19 protein-coding genes are annotated in these 24,872 nt (G+C 37.2%); all 19 read right to left on the bottom strand.

What is annotated here, in order from left to right; translation table 11 throughout:
• Window positions 1-40 precede the first annotated feature (40 nt).
• Complete coding sequence (locus tag AB1349_00695) at window positions 41-544, bottom strand: glycogen-binding domain-containing protein (protein ID MEW6555855.1); 504 nt, start codon at window positions 542-544, stop codon at window positions 41-43.
• Window positions 545-562: 18 nt separating this feature from the next.
• A complete protein-coding gene (locus AB1349_00690) occupies window positions 563-2,617 on the bottom strand; it encodes a glycogen-binding domain-containing protein (protein ID MEW6555854.1) in 2,055 nt (684 codons plus the stop codon).
• Between the two features lie 61 nt (window positions 2,618-2,678).
• Window positions 2,679-4,775: a hypothetical protein gene (locus AB1349_00685; GenBank protein ID MEW6555853.1), complete on the bottom strand. Its 2,097-nt coding sequence runs from the start codon at window positions 4,773-4,775 to the stop codon at window positions 2,679-2,681.
• Window positions 4,772-6,091 (bottom strand): CsgG/HfaB family protein, encoded by a 1,320-nt coding sequence (locus AB1349_00680; GenBank protein ID MEW6555852.1) that lies wholly within the window; start codon window positions 6,089-6,091, stop codon window positions 4,772-4,774. The genes AB1349_00685 and AB1349_00680 overlap by 4 nt, the downstream gene beginning before the upstream one ends.
• Window positions 6,088-6,963, bottom strand: a complete 876-nt coding sequence (locus AB1349_00675; protein MEW6555851.1) for a hypothetical protein — start codon at window positions 6,961-6,963, stop codon at window positions 6,088-6,090. The genes AB1349_00680 and AB1349_00675 overlap by 4 nt, the downstream gene beginning before the upstream one ends.
• Window positions 6,960-7,979, bottom strand: coding sequence for a hypothetical protein (locus tag AB1349_00670; GenBank protein ID MEW6555850.1), 1,020 nt, complete (start codon window positions 7,977-7,979; stop codon window positions 6,960-6,962). The genes AB1349_00675 and AB1349_00670 overlap by 4 nt, the downstream gene beginning before the upstream one ends.
• A 34-nt stretch (window positions 7,980-8,013) precedes the next feature.
• Entirely contained in the window at window positions 8,014-9,309 is a 1,296-nt protein-coding gene (locus AB1349_00665) for an extracellular solute-binding protein (protein ID MEW6555849.1), read from the bottom strand.
• A 12-nt stretch (window positions 9,310-9,321) separates the two neighbouring features.
• Window positions 9,322-10,143 carry an adenylate/guanylate cyclase domain-containing protein gene (locus AB1349_00660; GenBank protein ID MEW6555848.1) on the bottom strand — a complete coding sequence of 274 codons (822 nt, stop codon included), beginning with the start codon at window positions 10,141-10,143 and terminating at the stop codon, window positions 9,322-9,324.
• A 50-nt stretch (window positions 10,144-10,193) separates the two neighbouring features.
• Window positions 10,194-10,748: a transposase gene (locus tag AB1349_00655; GenBank protein ID MEW6555847.1), complete on the bottom strand. Its 555-nt coding sequence runs from the start codon at window positions 10,746-10,748 to the stop codon at window positions 10,194-10,196.
• A 57-nt stretch (window positions 10,749-10,805) separates the two neighbouring features.
• Entirely contained in the window at window positions 10,806-11,654 is an 849-nt protein-coding gene (locus tag AB1349_00650; protein ID MEW6555846.1) for a carbohydrate ABC transporter permease, read from the bottom strand.
• A gap of 113 nt (window positions 11,655-11,767) precedes the next feature.
• Entirely contained in the window at window positions 11,768-12,688 is a 921-nt protein-coding gene (locus AB1349_00645; protein MEW6555845.1) for a sugar ABC transporter permease, read from the bottom strand.
• A 58-nt stretch (window positions 12,689-12,746) separates the two neighbouring features.
• On the bottom strand, window positions 12,747-13,892 hold the full coding sequence (locus AB1349_00640; protein ID MEW6555844.1) for a sensor domain-containing diguanylate cyclase: 1,146 nt from the start codon (window positions 13,890-13,892) through the stop codon (window positions 12,747-12,749).
• Entirely contained in the window at window positions 13,882-15,297 is a 1,416-nt protein-coding gene (locus tag AB1349_00635; protein ID MEW6555843.1) for a sensor domain-containing diguanylate cyclase, read from the bottom strand. Before AB1349_00635 ends, AB1349_00640 begins: the two co-directional genes overlap by 11 nt.
• Before the next feature lie 52 nt (window positions 15,298-15,349).
• Entirely contained in the window at window positions 15,350-16,852 is a 1,503-nt protein-coding gene (locus AB1349_00630) for a hypothetical protein (protein ID MEW6555842.1), read from the bottom strand.
• Window positions 16,849-18,972 carry a fibronectin type III domain-containing protein gene (locus tag AB1349_00625; protein ID MEW6555841.1) on the bottom strand — a complete coding sequence of 708 codons (2,124 nt, stop codon included), beginning with the start codon at window positions 18,970-18,972 and terminating at the stop codon, window positions 16,849-16,851. The genes AB1349_00630 and AB1349_00625 overlap by 4 nt, the downstream gene beginning before the upstream one ends.
• Complete coding sequence (locus tag AB1349_00620) at window positions 18,969-19,202, bottom strand: four helix bundle protein (protein MEW6555840.1); 234 nt, start codon at window positions 19,200-19,202, stop codon at window positions 18,969-18,971. The genes AB1349_00625 and AB1349_00620 overlap by 4 nt, the downstream gene beginning before the upstream one ends.
• 44 nt (window positions 19,203-19,246) lie before the next feature.
• Window positions 19,247-20,275 carry a PorV/PorQ family protein gene (locus tag AB1349_00615; protein MEW6555839.1) on the bottom strand — a complete coding sequence of 343 codons (1,029 nt, stop codon included), beginning with the start codon at window positions 20,273-20,275 and terminating at the stop codon, window positions 19,247-19,249.
• A 75-nt stretch (window positions 20,276-20,350) separates the two neighbouring features.
• Entirely contained in the window at window positions 20,351-23,182 is a 2,832-nt protein-coding gene (locus AB1349_00610; protein ID MEW6555838.1) for a hypothetical protein, read from the bottom strand.
• A 367-nt stretch (window positions 23,183-23,549) separates the two neighbouring features.
• Window positions 23,550-24,791 (bottom strand): hypothetical protein, encoded by a 1,242-nt coding sequence (locus AB1349_00605; protein MEW6555837.1) that lies wholly within the window; start codon window positions 24,789-24,791, stop codon window positions 23,550-23,552.
• Window positions 24,792-24,872: the final 81 nt, after the last annotated feature.

Genomic DNA, 24,872 nt, shown 5'->3' with positions numbered 1-24,872 from the left:
CTGGATTCCCAATAGAGACACTTGGGAATGACCCTTCGGCTCACTTAACAATCAATAAAGAATTCAAATTGCCGGTTCCATCATCAATTGTATACGGATTATTCGGATCTAAAATCCATGTCTGGTAATCAATTACATATTTGTATTGATATCTGCCTGACTCAATTTTTGCTCGTGCTTCCCAGATACCCTGCTCATTTTTTTTCATTCGGATTGCTCTTGATTGGTCAGGTTTATATTCCCAGCCGTTGAACTCGCCGGCGACCGATACATTTCTTGCAGATGGCGAGATATACTGGAATACAATTTCACCCTTATGAAGATACGGTGGTGGTAATCGTTGCTGGATTGATGCACAGCCGATAAAACCAGAGAATAGAGAATAGAGAATAGAGAATAGTAAAAGCGAAAAAGGATGAGATTGCCACGACCTTCGGTCTCGCAATGACATATCCGTGTTAACCTGTGTATTATTATCTGCGGTCATCTGCGTTTTCATCTGCGTAATCCGCGTTATAAAAATCTGTGTAATTCGTGTTTTCATCTATGTTAATCTGTGTTTTTAGAATTTGATTTCGGTTCTTAATGAGATTTGTTTTTCGGTTGTTAATAACTTTTCTGCATCAAAAATAGAGCCAGTTGTCAGGTAATTATTATATAAAAATTCTTCTCGTCTATCAATATCTTCATAAATGTCTTCATCAAAATTTTCGGGGTCAACACCCCAGCCAAGTTTCAGATATGCGGAGTTTTTGAATTTTAGTACAACAGCAAGGAATTCTGAAATATACGATTTTTTTGTGCCCGGGATTTTTATATATGAAAATCTTGTAGAACCTTCAAAATATATTGGCTCAATAATTTTTATTGAATGGTCTAAAATAGTTTCATAAATCTTGCTGGAATATAACTTCCAAGAAGGGTCTGTGAATACTGTGCCTGATGTTCCGCCGGTTTCCCAAGCTTTAGAGTTATGCATTCTTGAGATAAGTTTTGCTTTGACCCTGTCTATTTCAAAAGAAACGAACGGCATTACATAGAAATCGTTTTCAGGTAGATTGTAGACGGTAGATTGTTGTTGATAAAAATAAATCTGGTTAAAATACGGATGCAAATCACCGTCAATATATATCTTACTATCAAGTTTTTTTGATGACTGCTGTGCAAGTTCAATTCCAAATAAGAATGGTTTTTGAGAATACCTGGTTACTCCTTTTATTATGTTTGTTTCTGCTTTATTGCTGGAATAAAGTTTTGCGCCAAGTTTTTGGTTTTTATTCTGATATGATATTTCAGTTGCAAGATTTTCTATCGGTAAAACCTTGAATCCTGCAAGTGCATCATCAGTATTTTTGATAAGCCATTCTTTATCTATTGCCACATCAGTATTTTTGCTTTCATTCCATCGTGTTGCAACGAGTTTCTGGCTACCTTTGGTATATTCTGAAAAGAATGTAAGTTTGTCGTGGAACTTGAATATGAAATCAAATCCAAAGTTTTGTGTATTAACGCCGCCTTTATACCACGGCTGGGTTGAAAGTGTGGTGTCATAACTTCTACCTTCCGGAATTACCTCAGGGTCATCAAACCAACCAACTCCACTTGAACCGAAAGTATAAGACCATTTGCTTCCGCGGTTTAAAAAATAAGTCAGCCCGAATGTAACCTTATCAAGCGGTTTTTTTAGACGGAGACCGATTGTATCTTCATTTGTGTCGGTTAAGTTTGAATAAAAAAATGTTTCTGTAAAGCCGTAAATTTCTGAACTCTGAAAAAGACCCTGTGTATCCATTCCATAGCCTTTGTGAGGATTTAGTTCATCAAAAAAATTTATCGCTTCATACCTGACTGAAACTGCGGTATCCAAACTTTTCAGCGGATTATCAAACTGGATAAGTTTCTCGTTATAATATGCTTTTAGGTTTATACCTTTTGGTGTAAAATTAATATCACCCTGTTTGAATTTAAGGTTGAAACTTCTTGTTTTTGATTCTATTTCCATTCTTGCATAACAAGCGCCTTCATCAAACGGTTTGGCAAACCAGTCAATATCCAAATGTATAGATGATGAATCCGAATCTATTCGCCAGTCGTTATTAGCAGTGTCATATCTGGAATACAAAAGCCCTGCAAATTTGCCGCCAAACCTGATTTTGCCTGAATATGGTGCAATCGTTCCTTTTTCTTCTGGGATAAACAGTTTGCCTTCTTTATCCTTTTTCAATCGCAGCACGAGATTAGCACCTTCCATCCAGTTACCATCAATCACAAATTTATATTCGTATTTGCCTTCAGTTAATGGATAGACAACAGTCCAGATTCCTTTTTCATCTTTTGTAAGAAAAATTTTATCTGGTGTCCATTGATTGAACTCGCCTGCAAGTGTAACAGTTTGTGCATCAGGTGCTTGATATGAGAATCTTACACCATTTTCTACAATGAGTGATTCTAGAGGCTGGGCATAAACGGCAGAGAACAGAAATAAATAGAAATAAATAGAAATAAATAGAAATTGATTGTAACGACTAATTTCAATAAATTTCGCGAAGCGTGTTTCTACGAGTTTCTTAATACTTAATCTCTTAATCTCTAATCTCTTAATCTCTGGTTTATTCATCTATGTAATCCTCCTGTAAAATCTGCGTAATCTGTGTCTTTTATCTGCGGTAATCAGCGTTTCAGAAATTCAGTTTCAGTATCAGTTTAACAACATCTGTAATTTCCCGTTCTGTATCACTGATATCAGTATCAAACGCCATGTTATCTGTTGTCCAGCCGTCGCCGTATTCAAGATATGTTTCCAAATCCCAGCCGATATTGTAACGGAGTTGATAAAATAAAGAATTCCAATTCTTGTTTAAAAAATTTGACTGAACAGATACCGCTCTTAAATAAAGTTGGAGTCGGTCTGTAAGATTGAATCGTAATTCACCTGCATAGACAAGCCGTTCACCAAAACCGGTTTTTGAGTTCATATCTTTAAGTCGTGTTTGGAGCCGCCCGTAGGCAAAACTATCTTCAGCAGATACCTCTATAAACGCATCCGGGAATCTGCCGTATCTGTCTTCTTTTATTCCGTAGCCTGTTTTTCCCTTTAAGCCGTTCACAAATTCGGCATAAAGTTCAACAGAATCAGAAATAGTTCTGAAATAATCCGACGAAAAAACAACATAATAGTCAGAGCCGATTTGTTGATTATCATATGCGTAATCAAATCTGGTTTTGGAATCGGTTCGTTTATATGTGAAGTTAAGCAATTTATTAGGTACCAGAAATGAGATTTCAGTATAATATCCGGTTTTCCCGAAGTTTTTGTACTCGTCTGTATCGCCGGGGCGTCTGCCGAATGTATAAGAGAGTTCAGACCTGAAATTTTCGCCGTAATCAAAATAATTCCCGGTTAATCTGATAGGTCCGATATTTAAGTTTCGTAATTCACAATTTAACGCAGTATCTTTATTTTCTGTTACTGCGGCTGTGCCGGTAGAATATGATTCTGCAAACTCAGATGTAATAGAGGCACCCCAACCATCTATTTTCAGAACTGCTGATATAACCTCATTATCTTTCAGTATTCTGGCGGTATTTGAGAATCCTGTTATTACGCCGGCTGTAGATTTGTTAATACTGTATTTATCAAACTGGTTTCGTTTTACAAAATAGCCTAGAGCGATATCGCAGGAACCCACTATTTTAGGAATCTCAACAACTTTTTTTTGGAGTTGGCTAATATACACATCACCATTTATATCAAAACAGTTGCCATACCATTCGGTTTCATCCTGACCTGAGATACCTGTAGTATGTCGTCTGGGTCTATCTCTTGCGACGATTCCAGTACCTTTGAACCCGTGAACATCCTTGAAATCAAACCGTGTGCCAACCGAATGCGGTAAATCCCACCAGCCCTGTTTATCTGCCGCCCGTTCTGAATTCACCAGAAACAACAACGGTGAGTTTATATAGTGTTTTTCTTCGTTAGCAAAGAATAGCAATTCTGTATTAACAGTTGCAAACTTACCCCATCCTTTTTCTAACTCAAAATTATATTTCTTATTCCAGGGTTCATTTGTTTTAGCACCTAACTGCCCATAAAAATCTACATTGTTAACCGGGTTTGACCAGAACTTCGTCTGAAAATAATGTTTTGGTAAAGCAAGGTTCCAGTTAAATTCTGATTTTTTGTATAAGTTCGTTTCCATTTCATAGAACCCGTTGATACTTGCGAACTTAATGACTTCTTTTGCAGGTATTATTGGTATAACTTTTTCTTCTGCTGGTTTGAGTTCTGTTATTATTTTTGCCAGTTCTTTTGCAGCATTTGCAAGTTCACGAAGTGTTGCAGCTTCTGTTTTTTCAGATTTCAGTATTTTTGCAGTTTCAACATCTACAATATTTATATTTATAAAATAGGTTTCACCGAGTTTAGAAACCGACCCAACTATCATCTGCTCAACATTCAGGATTCTACCAAGTTGAACTGCACAATCTGTTTCTGTACAACCAGTTTGTTGAAATCCTACTTCTGCCAGTATTATATCCATATGTGTTTTCTCAACAACATTATAGATACCTGTATTCACAATTGTTACCCTTATCAAATCAGTAATTATTGATGCATCGGTTGCAGATACATTCTTACCGGTAAAATCAGCAACTGCGAGATTGATTTTTCCTTCACAGTAAAGGCAGTGGATAAGTGAATAAGTGAATAAGTGAATAGTAAATACAAACCACTTAACCACATAACCACTTAACCACTTTTTTATATTCATTTTATTTCAAGAACTGAATTATAGCCGCCGTAGCCATCATCTGTTTTATCCGGATTATTCGGGTCTTCTTTCCAGTATATGCCATCAATAACAAATTTGTATTGGTATCTCCCATGTGAAAGCGGAATTGTTACGGTCCATATACCGTTTTTATTTTTTTTCATTTTATGTACAGTTGGCGACCAGTCACTGAAAGTACCTGCAAGATAAACTGTTTCCGTTCCCGGCGGTGTTTCGTCAAACTGGAATTCTATACCGTTTTTAGTTTCTTGTGGTTTTTTTGCATATATTCTTGTTTTATCCATTTCTGTTCTTGACTGCCGCTGGCATTTCAAAATTATATCGGTTAGAGAATCAAGATGCCAGCCGGTAAGTTTATCTACTACTTTGTATCTGAATATATCGTATCGTAAATTGTAATCCTTAGGTGGTTTCAAAATAATGAGTGCTGGAACAACCACCCGCTGAAAACAATCAACTCCTAATATCCTCTGATACAGTGCATTCCCCACCAGTCCTCCGTCAGCACATAATTGACATTCTACGAATACTATATTTGTCTGCAAAACGGTTCCACAAACAGAATCCTCATTATACAATTCTTCAAGTTTTTGTCGCCATGAAACACCCATTGCTTTTTTGGAAGTATAATCTATCAGGATAAATTTATTCTTTTTGAATGATTCTTCTAAAACAATCTGTTTCTCTGCATAGTTCATATTCCCATTAGCATCTTGAAGCAAATGCCAAACAATTTTTTCTCTTTTTTCCACTTTCTTTTTTTGTGATATAGGTTGCAGATATTTTGTTCTTTTTTTAAACTCCAATTTGCTGTATCGTCTGGCAAGCTCTTCAGCTGCATTAACAAGTTTTCGTATTGATGGTACTTCTGTTTGTTCTGCTTTTATTATTTTGCCAGTTTCAACATCTACAAGTGATGTAGATAGATAATACATATCTGCCAGTTTGGAAATAGAGCCAATAATTACCTGTTGGACATTCAGTATTTTACCAATTTTTACTGCGCATTTTATTTTTGTACAGCCCGTTTGCTGGAATTTTGCTTCAGCTAAAATTTTAGACATATTTGTTTTATCAACCACATTGTAAGCGCCTGTTTTCACAATCTCTGTTCTTAAACAATCCGCTACTATAGATGCATCTGTAGTAGACACATTTTTGCCTGTAAATTCGTCAACTGCGAGGTTAGTTTTTGCTTTTGCATAAAGGCAGATGATAAGGTGATAAGGTAATAAGCTGATAAGTAAAAACTTAATCACCCAATCGCTTAATTGCTTAATCGCTGATTTCTTCATAACTTATAAGTTATTCCGGTTCTGTATAAAATCCCGAGTTGTTTATGAAACAGGAACCCGAAATCCAGTTTTATTTTTGTAAAATTAACACTGAAGCCGGATGTAATTCTGCTGTTATTCAACCCAAGCCGTAGTGCAAAAAAATTTGCAAACGAAATTTCAGAACCAAGATAGATATTTTGTTCTGTATCAAAATCAATTACAAAGATAGTATTTTTGGGCTTGAATGCGAGCCCGGTTTTAAGAACAGGTTTCAGTTCTTCACCGATAGATGTGCTTAACAGTTTTATTGTAGGTTGGTTTATGTTTTGTAATGATAAGCCGCAAGAAAACCAGTTATAGATTTTGTGTAGATAGCCGATATCATAACCCATCGCTGTTTTTCCGCCTGAATATGCGGGGTCGTTGTATTTTGAGTAACCCGGAATTGTGATATTTAATGCTTTTATATTGAAACCGACAAAAATATTTTCTTTGAGGATTCTTGAATAGCCAACAGAATAGGTGTTTTCTGAATATGTGTTCAGTATTGAGTTCCTGATAAAAGAGATACCGAATGTGTTGTATCCAAAAGGTACCACAGATGCCAGAAGCCCGTAATAGCAATCAGATGGCGTAGAATACAGTGGAGAATACACACAGCAAAACTCAATAGTTTCAAGTTGAGAGATACCGGCAGGATTGGTATTTATACCTGTTGCATCGTCTGATAATGCGGTATAAGCGCCACCAAGTGAAAGTTCTCTCGCAGAAAAAGATTGTGTAGTATCATAAAGGCAGTGGATAAGTGGGTAAGTGGATAAGTGGATAAGTAAAGTCGTAACCAACCACTTAATCACATAACCACTTAACCACCTGTTTTTGTTATTCATTTGATTACTGCTACCGCTTTGTTTTTTCTTGTACTCTCACTACCTGATGTCGCCTGAATATTAAAAAAATATATTCCACCGTTTACAACATCTTGAGAGCCGTTTTTTCCATCCCATGTTTTTGTAATTTTCTGTGTTGTATCGGTAATCTCTTCATCTGTAATATCTTTGATATGTCTTCCAGCAATATCATAGACAGCGATTTTTATTCTTGCCGGTTTTGATAACGAAAACGATATTGATGTCTTATCACAAAAACCACTGTTATCAGGTGAGAATGGGTTAGGTGAAACATTCACATCAGATATTTTTAATTTTGTTACAGAGTAATTATCATCAGGAACACCATCCGAATCGGCATCAAAAATTTTTGCTGTAACGGTTGTTATCGTGGATATAGAAAGCCCTGTGATTGTATCGGTTGAAGTACAGTCACCGACTAAATAGCCAAAATTGACTGTTGTTCCACCAATCAGTTCAGAACCCATATCGCCTGTTGCCAATGAGGCAAAAATTGAAACGGACGCATTTTTAGGCACTTTGCCACTGCCAAGTTTGTAGACGGTATCAAACGGGATTGCAAATTCCCAACCGGTTGAATGTTTTTTAGAGATTGAAATATCATATGCGTGTGTTGCTGACTGAACTTCATAAAAATTACCATCAGAGCCTGACCACGAGCCGTAAAAATAATCAATCCCATTGTTTTGGAAAATCACTTTTCTATTCCATGTATCTATCTTTGTTAAATCAGAATAACCACCAGCTTTAAAGTCAAAAAAAATCAGAAGCCCGGTATCTTTGGATTTACCATCAATTCCAACATAAAGATTGTTTTTATCCCATGTGAGATATACTCTGTTGATTTCATTATTCTGCCATTCAGAAAAATCAGCGGAATCATCAATTAACACCTCATCATCTGCCCAGTCAGATAAATCACCATCAACAGTGATTGTATGATATGGAAGACAGTGGATAAGTGAATAAGTGGATAAGTGGATAAGTAAAGACACAACTAACCACTTGACCACTTGACCACTTGACCACTTAGTAATTGAGGACCTGTTCATTGATTTTTTTGACTGCGCCTGAAAGTGCTTCCTGGACTGTTTTTTTGCCTGCCCGCGCAGTATACATCTCCTGGTTCATAAGATATTCAAGTTGGTCATAATCTATTACAGGCGGTCTGGCAATCGCTGTTTTCATTTGTTCCATAAAAGTCTTTATTTCTGGATTTTTTGTAGTATCAATATACGGATATGCTTTTAAGTTAACAGGAATCTGACCAAGTGTATTGCACCATTTTGTCTGTGCAGGAATTGATACGAGGTATTTCAGAAACTCATAACACTCGTGAGGATACTTTGTCTCTCGTAAGACAACCGTATCTGACCCACCGACATTTGTTGAAGTACCTGCTTTACCTTTTGGAATAAGCGCAATGCTGAAATTGATGCCCGAGTTCTTGAATTTTTTCACATTCCACGGTCCTGAAAAAATCATCGCATATTTTTTGTTAATGAATCCCTTGTCAGGCCCAACTGCGCCCGACTGCCATGCACCTGCTTCAACTTTGTATTTTTGATATAAATCAACTTGAAACTGCAAACATTCTTCTGCTTCTTCAGATGACAGAAGACATTTTTTACCGTCAGGTGATAAAAATCTTACACCGAATGTGTTATAAAACGGGAACGACCACCACAAAGAATTATCCATTGCAAACCCGAACTGGTCTGTTTTGCCGTCGTTATTGAGGTCAGCGGTCAATTTTTTTGCCACTTCTATAAATTCAGTCCATGTTTCAGGTGGTTTTTTTATATCCGCTTTTTTAAACATCTCTTTATTGTAAAAAAGTGCGACACCGGTTGTCTGGTCTGGGATACCAAAAATATGTTTTACTGATGATGTAGAACCACTGATAAAAAATCGTTCTTCAAAAATGTTTGAATTAACAGCTGCGGGAACGAGGTCTTTTGCAAGTTCAAGTGCACCAAATTGTGTTAAATCAACAAGCGACCTTGAAATAACCAATCGTGGCAGGTCTGCGACATCTACTCGCGCAATATCAGGTGCGGTATGTGTTATCATAGATGTCATCAGTTTCATCCGCATTCCATCAAAAGGCACTCGTTGAACATTGATTTTTATATCAGGATTCTGTTGCTCAAACTCTTTCACAATTTCAAGAAAAACCTGATGCTCCTCGTGATTATACGATTCCCACAAAGTGATAACTTTTTTTCCAGCGAGTTCTTTTTTTGTTACTTTACCGCAACCAATGAAGGCAGGTAAAAGGTAAAAGGTAAAAGGTAAAAGGTAAAACCAGCTGTAAATTTTCATTTTTCCTCCGAATTATTTCAGATTTAAAATTTCATAAACTTTAATTGGTTCTTGTTTCCCTTTTAAGTTTATAGGATTAAATTCCTTCGCTTCTACATTTTCTTTTACTGCTTCATATGTTAATTCGGAAACAATTATCTGTTCTGCTTCTGCAATATCGCATAATCGTGAAGTAATGTTCACATTATCACCAATAACTGTATAATCCATTCTGTCATTCCCACCGATATTCCCAATTATCACTTCACCCGTATTTATTCCTATTCCGAGATGAATAAGAGGTTGCTCTGTTTTTATCCATTGTTTATTTAACGACTTTATTGTGTTTTGGATTACTAATGCAGATTTTATAGCACGCAAAGGATGGTCAGCATATTCAGTCGGATTACCAAAAAAGCATAATATACCGTCTCCTATAAATTTATCAACAGTTCCACCAAATTTGATAATAATATTTGTAATAGCTTCCAAATATTCATTAAGTGTCTTTACCAATTTTTCAGGCTGAATTTTCTCTGCCAAACTTGTATATCCCCTAATATCTATAAACATTATTGTAATACTTCTCTTTTCTGTTTCAGAATGTAGTTCATCTTGCTCTGTAACAAGTTGTTTTACAATTTTCGGGTCTAAATACTTTGTTAAGATATTATGATATTTTCTTTCAATAGATGATATTTTTTTCTTGTAATGTAAGATAATCCAGACAAAACTCGTAATAATAACAAGTAGTAAAATCAGTTTAACAAATGATGCGACAGAAAGAAACTGTAAAACAAAGACATAAACTAAAAATAGTATATAAAGTGGTATCAGTATTTTAGATATTTTCATTTTTCAGTCATCTAATTATCTAATTATGTAGACGGCATTTAAGTGCCGTATTAGATAATGAATTTTTCTATCGGTATTTGTATCCATGTTCTTTTTTCACCGTAATACTGGTGATAGCTTGAAAATTCGTATTCTTTAGGGTGATTAACAAGCCCTGCCTTGACGGGATTCCAGTGCATATACTCAATTTTTTCCCGAATCTGTTTCGGGTCGCGTAACGCAATATCATAAAATTTTTCCTGCCATGCGGGCATGTAAATATGGTTCCCAGATTTTTTCATAATCCTTTTCTTGTAGTCGGCACTTAAGTGCCGACTACTTTGATATAACCATTCGTTATATTTTCTTGCGAAATTGCCTTTGATTTGTTTCATTATATTAGACAAACTATATTTTTCAGTTAAAACCTGCAATAATAAATGTAAATGGTCTAGCATTATTACATAACCCAATAAATTAAAATTGAGCATAAATTTGTGATAACCAATACATAACAATAGAAATTTTGCTGCGGTTTCATCACTAAAAATTTTGTTTCGTTCAATTGTATTTGTTGTTACAAAATATACCGCTCCTTTCTCCAAAAATCTTTGAAGTTTACCCATAAAGTTTTCTCCTTTAGTAGACGGTACTTAAGTGCCGTCTACTTTTTTTAATTTTTTTTATTCTTTTACTGCGCCGGAGGTTAAACCCTCTATAAAGAATTTTTGTGCTAACAGAAACAGAATTGCTATTGGTATTATTGTAAAACAACTCGCAGCCATCATCTTTTCCCAGTCCATCTGATACTGTCCTCTAAAAAGTGCGAGCCCGACGGGCAGAGTTAATTTCGGCGAATCCGGTGTATTCACAACAAGATGCCACAAAAAATTTGACCAATGAAACAGGAATGTCAACAAAAACAGCGTTGTAGTAATTGCAAGCGATAACGGGATAATAATCCTGAAAAAAATCTGTAATTCTGATGCTCCATCAATTTTTGCCGATTCAATCAAGGATGAAGGAATCGTTTCAATATACTGCCGCATCATAAAAATCCCGAATACACTTGCTACATGCGGGATAACCATTCCTTTGTATGTATTTATCCAGTGTAGTTTTGTGACGATTGCAAACTGCGGCACTAAAAACATCATTCCCGGTATCATCATTGTAGAAAGCAAAAACCAGAATAATATTTCTTTCAGATAGAAATCTTTTTTAGCGAATACATAACCACCCATAGAACAAAAAAGTGTCGTCAATGCGGCGCCCATTGTAGCGACAATCAAACTGTTTATGAAAAATCTCCAGAACGGGTATGACGGGTCAGTTGCAATAGAGACGAAGTTTTTCCATAACGGTTTTGCAAACGAGATTGTCAACGAAAACGCCTGACCTTCCGGTTTTATAGCAACAAAAACCATCCAGAAAAACGGGAACAGTACAAATATCGCTCCTAATGTTATTGCTACATAAAGAATTGACCGCTTAATAAACACCACTGTTTTTTCACCTTGTACTTTTGGCATAGAACCCCCCATAACTGCAGGTTAAAGGTTAAAGGTTAAAGGTTAAAATTTGGTTGTAATTTTAATTTATACCTTTAATTTTAACCTTTAATTTATACCTTTAACTTGCCTTTTTAATATTTTTTATGTAACACTTTTGCATTTATATATGAGATAACCAGCGTTAATGCTAACAGAAAATACGAAATTGCTGCAGCATCACCATAATTCATTCGTTCAAATTGTCTATAAAGATAATACCCGGAAACTTTTGTTGCACCGACTGTTTTTCCTGCAACAACCATTTCAGGCCCACCACTGGTCATTGCATAAATTTCTGCGAACGCATTCAACGCAACAATAGTGCCTGTTATTACAAGAAACAAAATAATCGGTCTGACAAGTGGTAGTGTTATATGTTTGAATTTTTGCCATTCGTTAGCACCATCAATATCCGCAGCCTCAAAAACGGATTGAGATATATTCTGGATTGCTGCGAGAAACAGTATCATCCCAAACCCGGCATTTTTCAGAACCAGCGCAACTACCACGCCGAGCATCGCTGTTTTTTCGTTTGCCAGAACACCTTTCTCAGCAAAGTATGTAATATTAAAAAGCGTAAGAACTCTGTCTAAAATTCCATAATGTGGTGCATATATAAAAAGCCAGATAATACCGACGACAAACATATCCAATACATTCGGCAGAAAATATGCAGACCTAAAAATAGAATGGCCTTTCAGTTGGTTATTCAAAATAATTGCAAGCACGAGCGATACACCGATAGAAAGCGGGATATACAAAACCGCATAATAACCCGTAGTTACTAACGACCACCAGAACTCAAAATCATTCACAAGTGTGATATAATTTTTTAGTCCGACGAACTTCATATCTGCAAAAGCGTTAAACAAATCCGTAGTGGGTGTGATTGACCGGAATGAAAGATACAGCGAATAGAATACAGGATACAAAAGGAACACAGAAAAAATTGCCAAAAATGGTGCTAAAAAAAGATACGATACAACTGTCTCACGCGTTTTTGAGTTTAACATAATTCCTCCCAAATATCTCCCGAATATCAATATTTTTCATTCGGGTGTTATTCGTGATTTAGTATTCTACGACTTTGTTCCGACCTTTATTTTTTGCTCTGTAGAGTGCCTCGTCTGCCTTTCTGATGATTTCATCCTCGCTTTCTGCCTGATGTCTGTAAGCGATACCGATACTTATTGTTGTTTGTATATCTTCAGCAAAAAGATGTTCTTCAACCGTTTTTCTCAATTTTTCTGCTAATTGTTTTACTTCTTCTTTTGGAGTAAGTCCGACAACCACAGCAAACTCTTCACCACCGTATCTGGAAACAATTATTCCAGGATGAAATACCGATTTAAAAATTGTTGCGAGTTCAGAAAGTATTTTATCACCAGTCAGGTGCCCGTAGGTATCGTTAATTTTTTTGAAATGGTCAATATCTATTATCAGAAACGAGAAGAAGGTTCCATACCGTCGTGAATACACAAACTCCTGTTTCAGTCGTTCAATAAAATAGCGTCTGAGATACAAGCCAGTGAGCCCATCAATTCGGGAGCGTTCTAAAACCAGTTGATACAACCTTGCTCTTTTCAGTCCGAGTGCCACCTGATGTGAAATTACTTCGCACTCTTCTAAAAAATTGTATGAAAACGCAGCTGCTATTTCTTTATCTACTGCCAGTTGGATAACGCCGAGCCGTTCTTCGCCAATCAAAACAGGCACTTCAAATCCCGACCATTTTTTTGGTAGATTTTCACCTGTATAAATCTCAAATGTCTTTATAAACGGTCTCAAAAAGAATACTACTGATTTTATATTCTTTACTATTTCATTCAAGTCTATCTGTTTTACAAGAATTTTGGAGATTGAGTAGAACATCTCATATGTAGCGATATTTTTTTCTGCCTCTGCAGTATTTTTAGTAAGACCGATTATTTCATTCTCGGTTTTCACAATATCAGTATTCATTTTTTCTTTTATTCCTAAATGTTCTGAATACAGCAAACCGAATTTTTTATCTGAATTATATCTTACAATACCTGCTACAATTAAAAACAGCATCCCTGAAATATGATAGAAATAAATGCTTTTTACAAAACAAAAAATAAAGATAAAAATACCGATAGAACACAATCCAAATATCTGGCTTCCTTTGAGTTGTTTCAATGTAATAAACAAAACAGGCAGCAGCCATATAACTCCTGATATTATTTCATACCACACAGTTTTTTCCTCGTTTTTTGGCAGTGTATAAATTTATATCGCAATTATTTATAAAATCTTCTGTTTCACTTCGCTCACCCTGACTAAAGTCGGGGCTACATTTATATTCACAGACACCGAAACTTGCAGTTATTTTCAAAATATTATTATTGAAATTTATCTCTTTTGTATAAATCCATTTTCGGGTTCGTTCTGCAATTGCTTTTGCATCGTTCAGTTTTGTATATGGCAAAAGTATTACAAACTCTTCACCACCATATCTGGCGATAATATCCGTTTCTCTGGTATTGGCACGGATACTATCTGCAACAAACTTGAGCACTGCGTCGCCGGCTTCATGTCCGAATCTATCATTGAAGTCCTTAAAATTATCAATATCCAGCATAATCAGTGAAAGATTAGTTTTTGAATATTTGGCAGTGGACACATTTCCTGACAGGATTTCTATAAAATATGAATGGACAAAAAGTCCTGTGAGCCCGTCAGTGATTGCCAGTTCTTCTGTTTTTTTATAGAGTTGTGCATTGATATAGCCGAGTGAAAAGATATCCGCTAATACAGAAAGCATTCTCAAATCTGAATCGTTAAAATTATATGCGGTATCTGATTTTACTGTTGCGACTGCAAATGTTTGCCCTTCATTTATGAATGGTACTGCAATACAGGATCTGAAATTAACCGGCGTATCTCTGTACTGTGAATAGTTCATATCGTCAATTTTGAGCATTATATTTTTATCAAAAATATCGGTGATAATACGGTCGTTATTTTTATTGAAAAAGAGTTCTACACTACCTTTTGGAATAAATCGTTTGATTGAGTCAACAATAGAGGTTTCTATTATTTTTGTATCAAATGTAGCACTTACATTCTGGATAATATCTGTGATTGATTTATAATTAGCAAGTTGTATTTTTAAGCCATCTTCTTTTTTTACAAGTTCTTTACTTGTTTTTACTGCATTGTTTAACTTAGAGTGCAGATTTTCGGTTTCTTCTTTCAGGATAGCACATTTTTCTGAAAATGTATTCAAAAATCTATCAGCCAGTATAAAGATAGCAATCAGATAACCAATTTCCAGAAGTACGATAATCCTGTCAAACCCGTTTGAAAAAATCAGTGCTAAAAAGCCGACAGCCAGATAAAATATAAAAAAAATACCGGCTAAAACCTGGTCTGACAAAAAATACAATATAAAAAGAAAAAAAATAAAAACCGGGAATATATATCTGATATTAACGGTTTGTATAGCAGAGTTATACAAAAAATAGATAGAAAACAACCCGCAAATTACGGGCAATAAAAATTGACTAACAAGATATTTGTTCAGCATAGTCGGATTCCGTATCGTATGCAAACTGGACGCAGATTTACGCAGAAAAATCAGGATATAATCTGTGTCCATCTGCGTTCATCTGCGTCCTGTTTTTAATACAACGGGTCATTTTACAACTTTTTTACCTTTTTTTCAACTCTTTTTTTATCAGTTCCAGCCGTTTTTTTGATGGTTCGTGTGCTGGATTTATTTTCAGAATTTCTTCAAACTCCTTTTTTGCATTATCAAATTGTTTCTGCTGGTAAAGTTTTACACCCTGTGTCCAATGCTGTTTTATTTTTTCTTTTATTCGTTCTTTATCAGTCCGTTTTTTTGCTGCCTCAAGCCGTACTAACGATGGTTTATGGTTCGGTTCTAATTTCAGTATTTTTTCAAACTCTATTATTGCCTGTTTATCTTCACCATGTTGCAAATGCCAGATTGCTTTATTATAATGTCGTTCCATAATTCTTTTCTTCTGTTTTTCTGTAAATTCTTTTTGTTTAGGGACTGGTTTCGGCACCTGTGGTTCTGGGAGGGGTGGGGGGGGGACTGCTTCAACTGGTTTCTCAATTTCAGTCGGGACAGGTTCTGGCTGAGGTTGTTCAGTGACTGGGGGAGCTGGTGGTGCTGGTGTGACAGTTTCAGGTTCTTCTGCTGCAGTTGGTGGAAGTTCAAATACTACCGATAGAATATGTGAGCCGTAGGAGGAAACGAGCTGGAACGGATATGCAAATGCGTAATTGATATTAAAATTTCCCCACTTCCCACCTTTTAATGTCCAGCCGGTAGTTATTTCATCACGGTTAATGCCTGACCGCAGAGTAATAAGTTTTCTTAGGAGTTCAAATTCAGCACCAAGATGAACATTTTGAGACGGATATGATTCTTTGAACGAATATGCACAGGTTGCAGTCAGATAGTTTATTGGTTTATAGGAAGCGCCTAAAAAAGTCTGTTTTTCCGGTTTGTTTTCATAAACAAGCCCTAAATCAGATGAATAGATATTCAAGAATGCAACGCCGAAATCCAACCCTCTGACAGGCGAGTACTTCAAGCCCAAGTCAGATGAAAACCCGCTGGCTGTATTCCCGTATTTATCAAAAAAATCCTGAGTGTATTCATCTGCGGTATATCCAACAGTTAGATATTTTAACGAAACGCCAACTGAGAATTCTTCTTCTTTTTCTCGTAAAAATATTTCTTCTAAATTTCTTGCATAGCATAAAGCGTAAACATTTTCCAAATACTGGTTATAACTTGTGAATGATTTCCAATAGAACGATACTGCACCGATATTTTTAGGCAGTGATGTCGCCAAGCCCAAAAAACTGTTAGAGATATCTAGTTTGTTGAATCCGTCAACTTCGTAAGACGGACCTTTCAATCCAACAAACAGTTTCTGATATTCAACAGAGACCTGTGTTCCTTTAATAAGCGAGATACCTGCTGGATTGATAACAGATGCAGAAATATCGGAAATTGATGCGACACCTGATTTGGCAAGCCCATCATTTTTTGTGATATTTATATCGGAAAAAGAAGCATAGAGGCAATGAAAAATGAAAAATGAAAAATGAAAAATGAATGTCAAAAACAAACCACAATTTTTAATTTTTAATTTGTAATTTTTAATTGTCATCATTTCACCACAACGCAACTGCCTGAGATTATTTCTTTACCAAAATGTATCTGGTAGATATAAACGCCTGCGGACACAATCGTACCGTTTTCATCTCTGCCGTCCCAGTAAGTGAGTTCTGTAATTTTTTTTACTCTTGCACCGTATGTATTAAAAATTTCTATTTTTGTTGGCAACTGTGCACAATTAAACTCAACAACTTCACCGCGGTCAGGAATAAAAGTAGAACGGACAACTTTTTGTAGATGTGGCCTTAAGGCTGCGCTACCAGAAGAGTTGGTATAAAATACGGCAAATCTTGAGATATGACCTGTTTTACCTTTAACAAAATTATTGGTAGTATTTTGTGTGATATTTTTTAATTCAAGCCACTCCGTACCAGTCCAGACAAACGGCTTCAAGGTTATCTCAGAGTAATTGTTATCTAAATCGTCATCAAAGTATTTCAGATATATTTCTGCATTTTTAGAAAATGCGACTGCTGTTTTATTCTCACCATAAAAATCATAGACACAGACAGGGTAAATGTCAGAGATTGGAGATTGGGGATTGGGGATTGGAGATTGGTTGTCTTGAAAGATAACACCGTGGCTTTTTACTTCAACATAGATTTTTTGGGTTCTGTCTAATGCGTAAGGTGGGATTACGATTTTTGTTGGATATGTTGATGTATCAGATAATTTCAATTCCAGCCCTGCTTCCACACTATAATTTCCGGACTCTGTTGAAACAATCACAATTGTTGATGATGCGATATTCACATCGCCAGAATTATTCTCGGCTAAAAAGTAATAGTCAATCCCTTCCGGTGTTACAGAATCACCCGGGATTGTGAAGTTGTAAGATGCCGATGTTGGGGGTGTTGGAGTTAATACATTTTCAGAATAACATACGCCACCGTGAACTTTATAGTAAAAATTTACTATTTTAAGTTCTGATGAATCTGTGATATTAGCAGATACTGTGATATTTTTGCCTGGATATGCAAACTTTTCTATTGATGTATGAAAGATTGTAGGTCCGTGGATATAACAATACTCTTCTTCACAGCAACCTGATTCAGTCCCGTCAGTATTTATAGCAGTTAGCACAAAATAGTATGAAACATTATTTTCTAAACCGGTTAAAATATAACTTGTAGTATTACTAACGAAAACAGAAGTTGCACCTGTTAATGAGAAATCTGTTTCTGCAAAACTCTGTTGCTTTTTGTAATACAGTTTATAGCCGTTAAGATTTTTTTCCCAGAAGCCCTTTTTCTGCCAGGATAAAAATGCGCAACCATCACCTGCTTTTGCCAAAAGATTCCTCGGGACAGGCGACCGATTTATATCAGGTTCCTTATTTCTATCTTGGTCTAACGGTATTGTTAGCCATGTATCAAACGTAAATGCTCCGTGCCAATAGGTTGTGAAATCCGTTAGTTGGTCAGGAATTGAATCATGGACAGAACCGAGTAGTTGGTTAGATGTGTCATTCCCGCCTGACATCACAGCAACAAGTTGTAAGGTTGCATTTTGAGGAATACTTCCCCCGTAATCAGGATAGATTTGAGCCCACGGGATTGCAACTTCAAAACTGCCATAAACACCTGTCCCACCACCAATATATGCAGAAGAACTCATCTCAACTGATACTGTCTGACTGCTTGTTGTATATCTGAAAAGTCCGTGTCCCTCGTTCAATTTTAACTGCATTTCATAAAGATGAAGTTGATAATCAGGTAAAAAGCCAAACGGGAATTTATGATTTCTTGACCACCACCAAGAATAGCCACTTGAATCTTTCAGTTGAGATACATCTGAATAATCACCAAATTTCTGACCGATATTTGTAAGTTCCCTTCCAGCATCTAAATACAATACAAAACAATTCCCATCTTTCTGAACACCGCTTACACCGATATACAGATTATTACTATCCCAGGTGAGATACAGATTATCAACCTGATTCTGTTGTCCCCAGGCACCGTCGTTTGTCGGGTCATCATAAATCAATTCGTCTGAAGACCAGTCGGAAAGGTTACCGTCAACTGTGATTGTGTGAGGTGAAGAGGCGAAAAGGCAGATAGGAGATAGCAGATAGCAGATAGCAGATAGCAGATAGCAGATACAGGTTTTCATTTTTTGCTTATGTGTTCTTTTTCTACAGAGATTATAAAGGAATATATCATTTTACACAAGTTTGAATATTCTGTGAAAAGATTGGATGGTTTCTCTTTTAGAGAACCTGTTTCATACAGAAACTCTAAATGTTCGATTGTCTCTCTACACTCAGCATATGCACGATATAAATAGTGCATATATTCTTGTTTATAATTTCGTAAACAGTATCCTTCGTGTTCCATTCTCATCTCCCATCTCCCATCTCCTATCCCCTATCTCCTATCTGCCTTTCTTAAAATCTGCCACCTAGTGAGAATCTATGCGTATAGCCCAAATCACCGTAAGGCACGAATGCGTAATCAACTGTATAATTATATATTTTGATACCAAGCCCTGCGGTAAGCCCTGAGAGGTCACCAAGATAGTTATTTCTTGCCCAGGTTCTGTAACGATAGCCAATACGTGGTGCAAAAAGGTCAAAAAGCCATATTTCCGAGCCGAGTTTTAATTCCGGATAATTATCTGATGGTTTATAAAACTCAAACGCAAGTAGGGGGGAATTAATTCCCCTCTTACCTGATACATTCCAGCAAACACCAGTTCTCAAAATAATTGGTAGTTTCTCTTTTACTTCAATAAACTTCATCTGTGTGCCAATGTTCTGAATTGCGATACCAAAAGACAGTGGTAAAGAAATGTAATTGGCAATTAATTGCCGATTACAGAGCAACCCGATATCCAACGCAAAAGCAGTAGCGGATTCGCTCTCAAGCGTCTCTCGGATAAACCTTACTGCTAAGCCATATCCGTAGTCGGCACTTAAGTGCCGACTACCTAATTTTTTACCGAAACCTAAAACCGCGGTTCTGTCTGCGGCGCCGAATTCGCCTGCTTCTTTATAATACTCTTCTTCGTAAAAATAGGTTCGCTTTATATCGTTCATATAAAGATAACCAAGCGAGATACCAGCAGTTCCGAATTTGAATGGTTGTAGATATGAAAGCGCTTCATATTTTATATTCTGAAAATACTCCAGATGCATTGCTGAGAATTCTTTTTGTGATAGTTGAGCAAGCCCGGCAGGATTATGCACGATTGTATTAGCATCGTCGGCAACTGCAACGAATGCCTCACCCATTGCCACAGGTCTTGCACCGATACCTATTTTCAGGAAATTGGCAGAAGTAGTGCCGGGACCACTGCCTTCGGCAAAATGTAAAATGCAAAATGTAAAATGCAAAATGACAATCCAAAATCTAAAATTTTTGAATTTTAATCTGTCATTTTGATTTTTGATTTTTGATTTTTGATTTTTATTCATCGGATTATACAAAACTTCCCCACGAACTTATTATTCGCTTCGCTCACCCCCGAATAAATTCGGTGGCTACATTATTCATCTAATAACACATAATTTTCCTACAAATTTGTCCTTCCCCAATTTCACATTTTCATCTTTTACAACAAAAACATACACACCGGATGCGAGCCGTTCGCCAGCATCATTTCGGACATCCCATTTCCATTTACCTTCTTTTTCGTCATCAGAAAGCCCTTGAAGTTTATGTTTTTTTACCAGTTCGGCTGCGATAGTATAAATCCATATTTCGGCAGTTGGTGTCAAGTTGGTGAATATAATCCCGGTTTCATAACTGCCTGTTTCGGCTTTATTATCGTAAGGCTTGAACGGGTTCGGGAATACAACGACATTTGATAAATCTTCCGCAGCATTACCGGGTGTGGCGAGACAGAAGTATGATAGATGTTTTGTTTCTGCTTTTACCAATTTGTTGACAGTATCAACAGAATTGGTGCCATCTTTCAGTCGCTGCCAGAAAGGTGGGTTATATTTTTCATTCAGCCGATAAACCCGCAGGTTAGCGACTTTTATCTCATTTTGTGTGCCTTTAGATGAATCTACTATTCCGTCATTATCTTTATCAAGTTGAGAATACGGGATTGCGATGACAAACGGCAGATTGATATTTTCGGCACTGCTGAATAATTTATTACTTGCCTGGCTAAATGCCGAGAATTCAAACACAGTAGAGTCCTTATTTTCTAAATCCGTATTTTCAGTCGGCTGTTTAAATCGTTTTTGTGCTGCTAAATTCGGTAGTGTCTCAGAAGTTAGTATCTTTTTTAATTCCGGCTCGGTTAGTTTTGCGAGTTCAACAGAATTTTTTACAACAAAAATTGCGTTCGGAACGGATACTCCGTATTTTTTGGTTATTATGTTCGGTTTTGTTAAGTACTGTTCTTCAGTTCCTAATCCTTTTGCTGCTTTTTCGGTAGTCCCGCCTTTTTTGGTTACAATAAACTTACCTGCAACACCGATTATATTGTTTGATACAGTTGCTGCTTTCCAGTTGCCATAAATCGCTTCTATACCAAAATAATAGCCAGGGCATTCTTCACCAAGATTCAATGTTATGTATGCTTCATCAGTATCAGTATAATGTGCTTTTGCTTTACCTGTGAGAGTACCTTGTTTGAATAATGAAATGTTCGTCATTGGAAAAGTTGCCTGGCGAATGATATAATGGTTTGCACTACCGGCTGATGTAGATATTTCCGGCGCCTTCCAAAACAGAATAATCTCGCCTGTATTTGAGCCAGTTCTTGCAATCAATGTATTTATAGCTTTTGCATCGGTATTCTGTAATTCAACAAGTGCAGGTAGTTCAGTTCCACGTGGGATTATATCAGACTGGCTTGATTTTACGCCAGTTTTGTAAATAGTTGAGAATCTAAAATATGCAGCCGCGGATGTCAGGAAATACGAACTTGTATTTGCAGACAGAATTGTAATTGTAGTAGAACTGGTAAAGTTTGAAAATGTAGAGTGCTGAATTTCATAGCCAGCGATATTTTGTAATTGTTTCGGGTCTGTCTCCCATAGAACATTTGTTCTATAACTTCCGACGGGCTCAGTTCTAAAAGTGACGATTTCAGCTGCCAGACCTGCGGGTGAATCCGGCACTGTTTCTACACCCCAGATATCGTTTAATACAGTATCTGTAGAAACCAGCAGCACGCTTCTGTCATACTGCTCCCAGTCATTATCTTTAACATACCTGTATTTTATTGTGTTACCAATAAGCAGTTTTAATGGTGCTGCAGAATTCGGAATTTTTATACTCCAGAGATGGTTTTTTCTGTCAGGCATCTGGTATTTTTCATTAGAGAATTCACACCAGACAAAAACCTTATCTGCAGAATAGCCTGTTATATCAATATTGAATGTGATATCAACCGGTTGCTGAGCGCCATAGAGCGCTAACACATTAGAGAATCCAGAATAATCTGCTGGCAGATAGGCATCATATGATTTCAAACAATAGAAATATGTGGTATTTGATAAAAGCCCTGTATCTGTGTAAGAAAGTGGTGGTGCTGGACCAAGTGCAATTGCAACTTTTGTGAATGTGGTTGTTGATGCAATAGAAGAATAAGACGACCGCCATAATTCATAACCACCGCCGGCTGTTAAGTCCTTGATATCATCACCATACCAGGTAGGTTGAGTCCATTCTATTGATGCTCCTACACCTGTATATTTACCAATTAAAAAGCCGGTAAGATTTGTTGGTGGTAGTGGTGGACCTTTTCTTGAGTCAGTTGTATTCCCACCACCCCAGTTATCGTAGACTTCCCAATGGCCGCTATCAACAGGCCATGAGCCATACCAGACAATATAATCATTTAGTGGATAATATGTTGTTCCATTTGCAAGCACTTTATCAATACCTAAAATAGGTAGATTGATTTTTCGTTCTGATTTCCAAGGTTGCCATTGGTCTTGTGATTTCCCGCGTGCTCGTTGGTCCCAGACAACCCCCTCACCCCCACCCCCCGCCGGTGTTATGGTCTGATAGAGATAGTAATAATCTCTACCCGGGAAAAATGCTTTTTGCGGATCTTCAGTAGATATTTTTATTACCCAGTTATTAGCGCCATCCCAGGTGCCTGTGTTTGCTTTTACCTGCCAGTTGCCAAGTGTATCCGAACCAGTAAGCCATTTCGAGTAGTTAGACCATGGCGCTTTCTCAGAACTACAGAACACAAATGACTGCAGAAAAAAGATACAGATGAACGCAGATAACAGCATTGTTGTCATTCTGACCCGCCTGAGGCGGGGAAGAATCCCGAGATTCTTCACTCCGCTAACGCTTCGTTCAGAATGACATTTCTGTGTTAATCTGTGATAATAATTTTTTCTGTCCATTTTTAGCCTATAGCGATGCTAAAGCATCGCACTACATTTTTAATTTTTAATTTTTCATTGGTTTTTAGAGATAAACCACTCCCTTCCCATGTCCTTAGATATAATTTTTATAATTGCAGTTTTTCATTTGTAGCGTCCCATTTTATATGGGACGTACCTACGCCCGATATATCATGCCTTAGGCAGACCCGCCTATGGCGGGAAATCGGGCGCTACATTTCATCCGTAGGGACAGGTTTACCTGTCCGTTGTTTCGGGCGGGTAAACCCGCCCCTACACTAAACACTACAACCATCACATCAAGGCACAAAAATATATACCCCTATTATGGGCTGAACTAACTCACGAATATAGCATTTATTCGTGCTTATGTTTTCGGTAGATACACTCTACAGATTCTGCCTGGCATCTTGTATGGCCATTCTCTGCCGTCTTTACCAACCGGTGTCAGGTATACTATGTAGTCATGCTCTGCGATATAGTCCCAGTTGGGTGCTTCAACTTTGAAGTACACAGGTATCGCAGCTGCAGGTCTTGCGTAGTCGTCATAACTGATTTCACTAGGCTGGTCATAACTTGGCGCATATGGTCCTGTTGCACCGCCAGTTAACTGCCTCACAAGACAGCCATCTGCTGCAAGTGCGTTCATTGCACCTTTATAGGCATCTGATGTAACTGCGATGTAGTAATAAGTGGTACCTGTTGTTAAACCTTCATCCAGATAGGTCATATTAGCACCTAAGTTAGCAGAGGTAGAAGATGCAATTAACCCGTAAGTACCCGTGAGGTCTGTTGCTCTATAGAGAAACCATTTCCCGCCACCGTAGATGTCAATAGATTTGTAACTTTCACCAGTTCCCCATGTTGTGTACGCACCAAGTGTAACATTGAGAGATGTGTTACTTACAGGGATTGCATCTACATTTGCTACACCGGTAGATGACCAGTTGTTATACACCCAGACACCTGAGGTTGAAGAAAGCGAATAACCGGTATCCTGTGGCACAACAAGTATTCGTCTGGAATCACCACTATCATTACCTGCACCGAAATATGCGGCACCGGCTCGTCTTGTTCCAGTTGGGTTGTTGGAGTCAACCGCTACAAAGAATGCAGCATCATCACCGCTATCACGAGGGCAGTCATAGTAGGTTGTCCCACCGGTTATACCGGTTGGTGGTGTTGAACTACCAAAAGTAGCAAAAAACATATAGTTGTAGACAGCGCCCGGATAGAGGTTGTATTTGCAGTAGTATGTTCCATCACCAACAGAAGTCATTTGAGCGAATGCTGCGATATTGCCTCTATTCATCCATGCAGATGATGTTGTTCCTTGCTGTAAAGAGATGTACTTTACCGCTGCACCATATGTACCATCAGCAGTAGGCGCACCTGCACCACCAAAATCAGCAAACAGCGAACAAGAAACAAGAAACAAGAAGCAAGAAGCAAGACCGAGCCATCTTACCATCTTTCCATCTAACCATCTTTCCATTCTAATCACCTCCTTTTTTTTAGAATAACGCGAATCTTCGCGAATTAGACCCGCGAATATACGCGAATTAGCGACGATAAATCGTCGTACTCCAGTTTCTAACCATCTTCCCATTTTAATCACCCCCTTTTGTCTGGTTAGCGACCATATTATTTCCCACTTTAGTGGGTTTGTTTTCTCCGACTAAAGTCGGGT

The sequence above is a fragment of the Elusimicrobiota bacterium genome (assembly GCA_040757695.1).
In the GTDB taxonomy this organism is placed as follows: domain Bacteria; phylum Elusimicrobiota; class UBA8919; order UBA8919; family UBA8919; genus JBFLWK01.
The sequence above is the reverse complement of the archived record's forward strand: the minus strand, read 5'-3'. Positions and strand labels throughout refer to the sequence as shown.

Coding starts and splice junctions, on each gene's coding strand:
- AB1349_00695 (MEW6555855.1), bottom strand. CDS start 544: ATGAAAACACGAATTACACAGATTTTTATAACGCGGATTACGCAGATG.
- AB1349_00690 (MEW6555854.1), bottom strand. CDS start 2,617: ATGAATAAACCAGAGATTAAGAGATTAGAGATTAAGAGATTAAGTATT.
- AB1349_00685 (MEW6555853.1), bottom strand. CDS start 4,775: ATGAATATAAAAAAGTGGTTAAGTGGTTATGTGGTTAAGTGGTTTGTA.
- AB1349_00680 (MEW6555852.1), bottom strand. CDS start 6,091: ATGAAGAAATCAGCGATTAAGCAATTAAGCGATTGGGTGATTAAGTTT.
- AB1349_00675 (MEW6555851.1), bottom strand. CDS start 6,963: ATGAATAACAAAAACAGGTGGTTAAGTGGTTATGTGATTAAGTGGTTG.
- AB1349_00665 (MEW6555849.1), bottom strand. CDS start 9,309: ATGAAAATTTACAGCTGGTTTTACCTTTTACCTTTTACCTTTTACCTT.
- AB1349_00660 (MEW6555848.1), bottom strand. CDS start 10,143: ATGAAAATATCTAAAATACTGATACCACTTTATATACTATTTTTAGTT.
- AB1349_00655 (MEW6555847.1), bottom strand. CDS start 10,748: ATGGGTAAACTTCAAAGATTTTTGGAGAAAGGAGCGGTATATTTTGTA.
- AB1349_00650 (MEW6555846.1), bottom strand. CDS start 11,654: ATGCCAAAAGTACAAGGTGAAAAAACAGTGGTGTTTATTAAGCGGTCA.
- AB1349_00645 (MEW6555845.1), bottom strand. CDS start 12,688: ATGTTAAACTCAAAAACGCGTGAGACAGTTGTATCGTATCTTTTTTTA.
- AB1349_00635 (MEW6555843.1), bottom strand. CDS start 15,297: ATGGACACAGATTATATCCTGATTTTTCTGCGTAAATCTGCGTCCAGT.
- AB1349_00630 (MEW6555842.1), bottom strand. CDS start 16,852: ATGATGACAATTAAAAATTACAAATTAAAAATTAAAAATTGTGGTTTG.
- AB1349_00625 (MEW6555841.1), bottom strand. CDS start 18,972: ATGAAAACCTGTATCTGCTATCTGCTATCTGCTATCTGCTATCTGCTA.
- AB1349_00620 (MEW6555840.1), bottom strand. CDS start 19,202: ATGAGAATGGAACACGAAGGATACTGTTTACGAAATTATAAACAAGAA.
- AB1349_00615 (MEW6555839.1), bottom strand. CDS start 20,275: ATGAATAAAAATCAAAAATCAAAAATCAAAAATCAAAATGACAGATTA.
- AB1349_00610 (MEW6555838.1), bottom strand. CDS start 23,182: ATGGACAGAAAAAATTATTATCACAGATTAACACAGAAATGTCATTCT.
- AB1349_00605 (MEW6555837.1), bottom strand. CDS start 24,791: ATGGGAAGATGGTTAGAAACTGGAGTACGACGATTTATCGTCGCTAAT.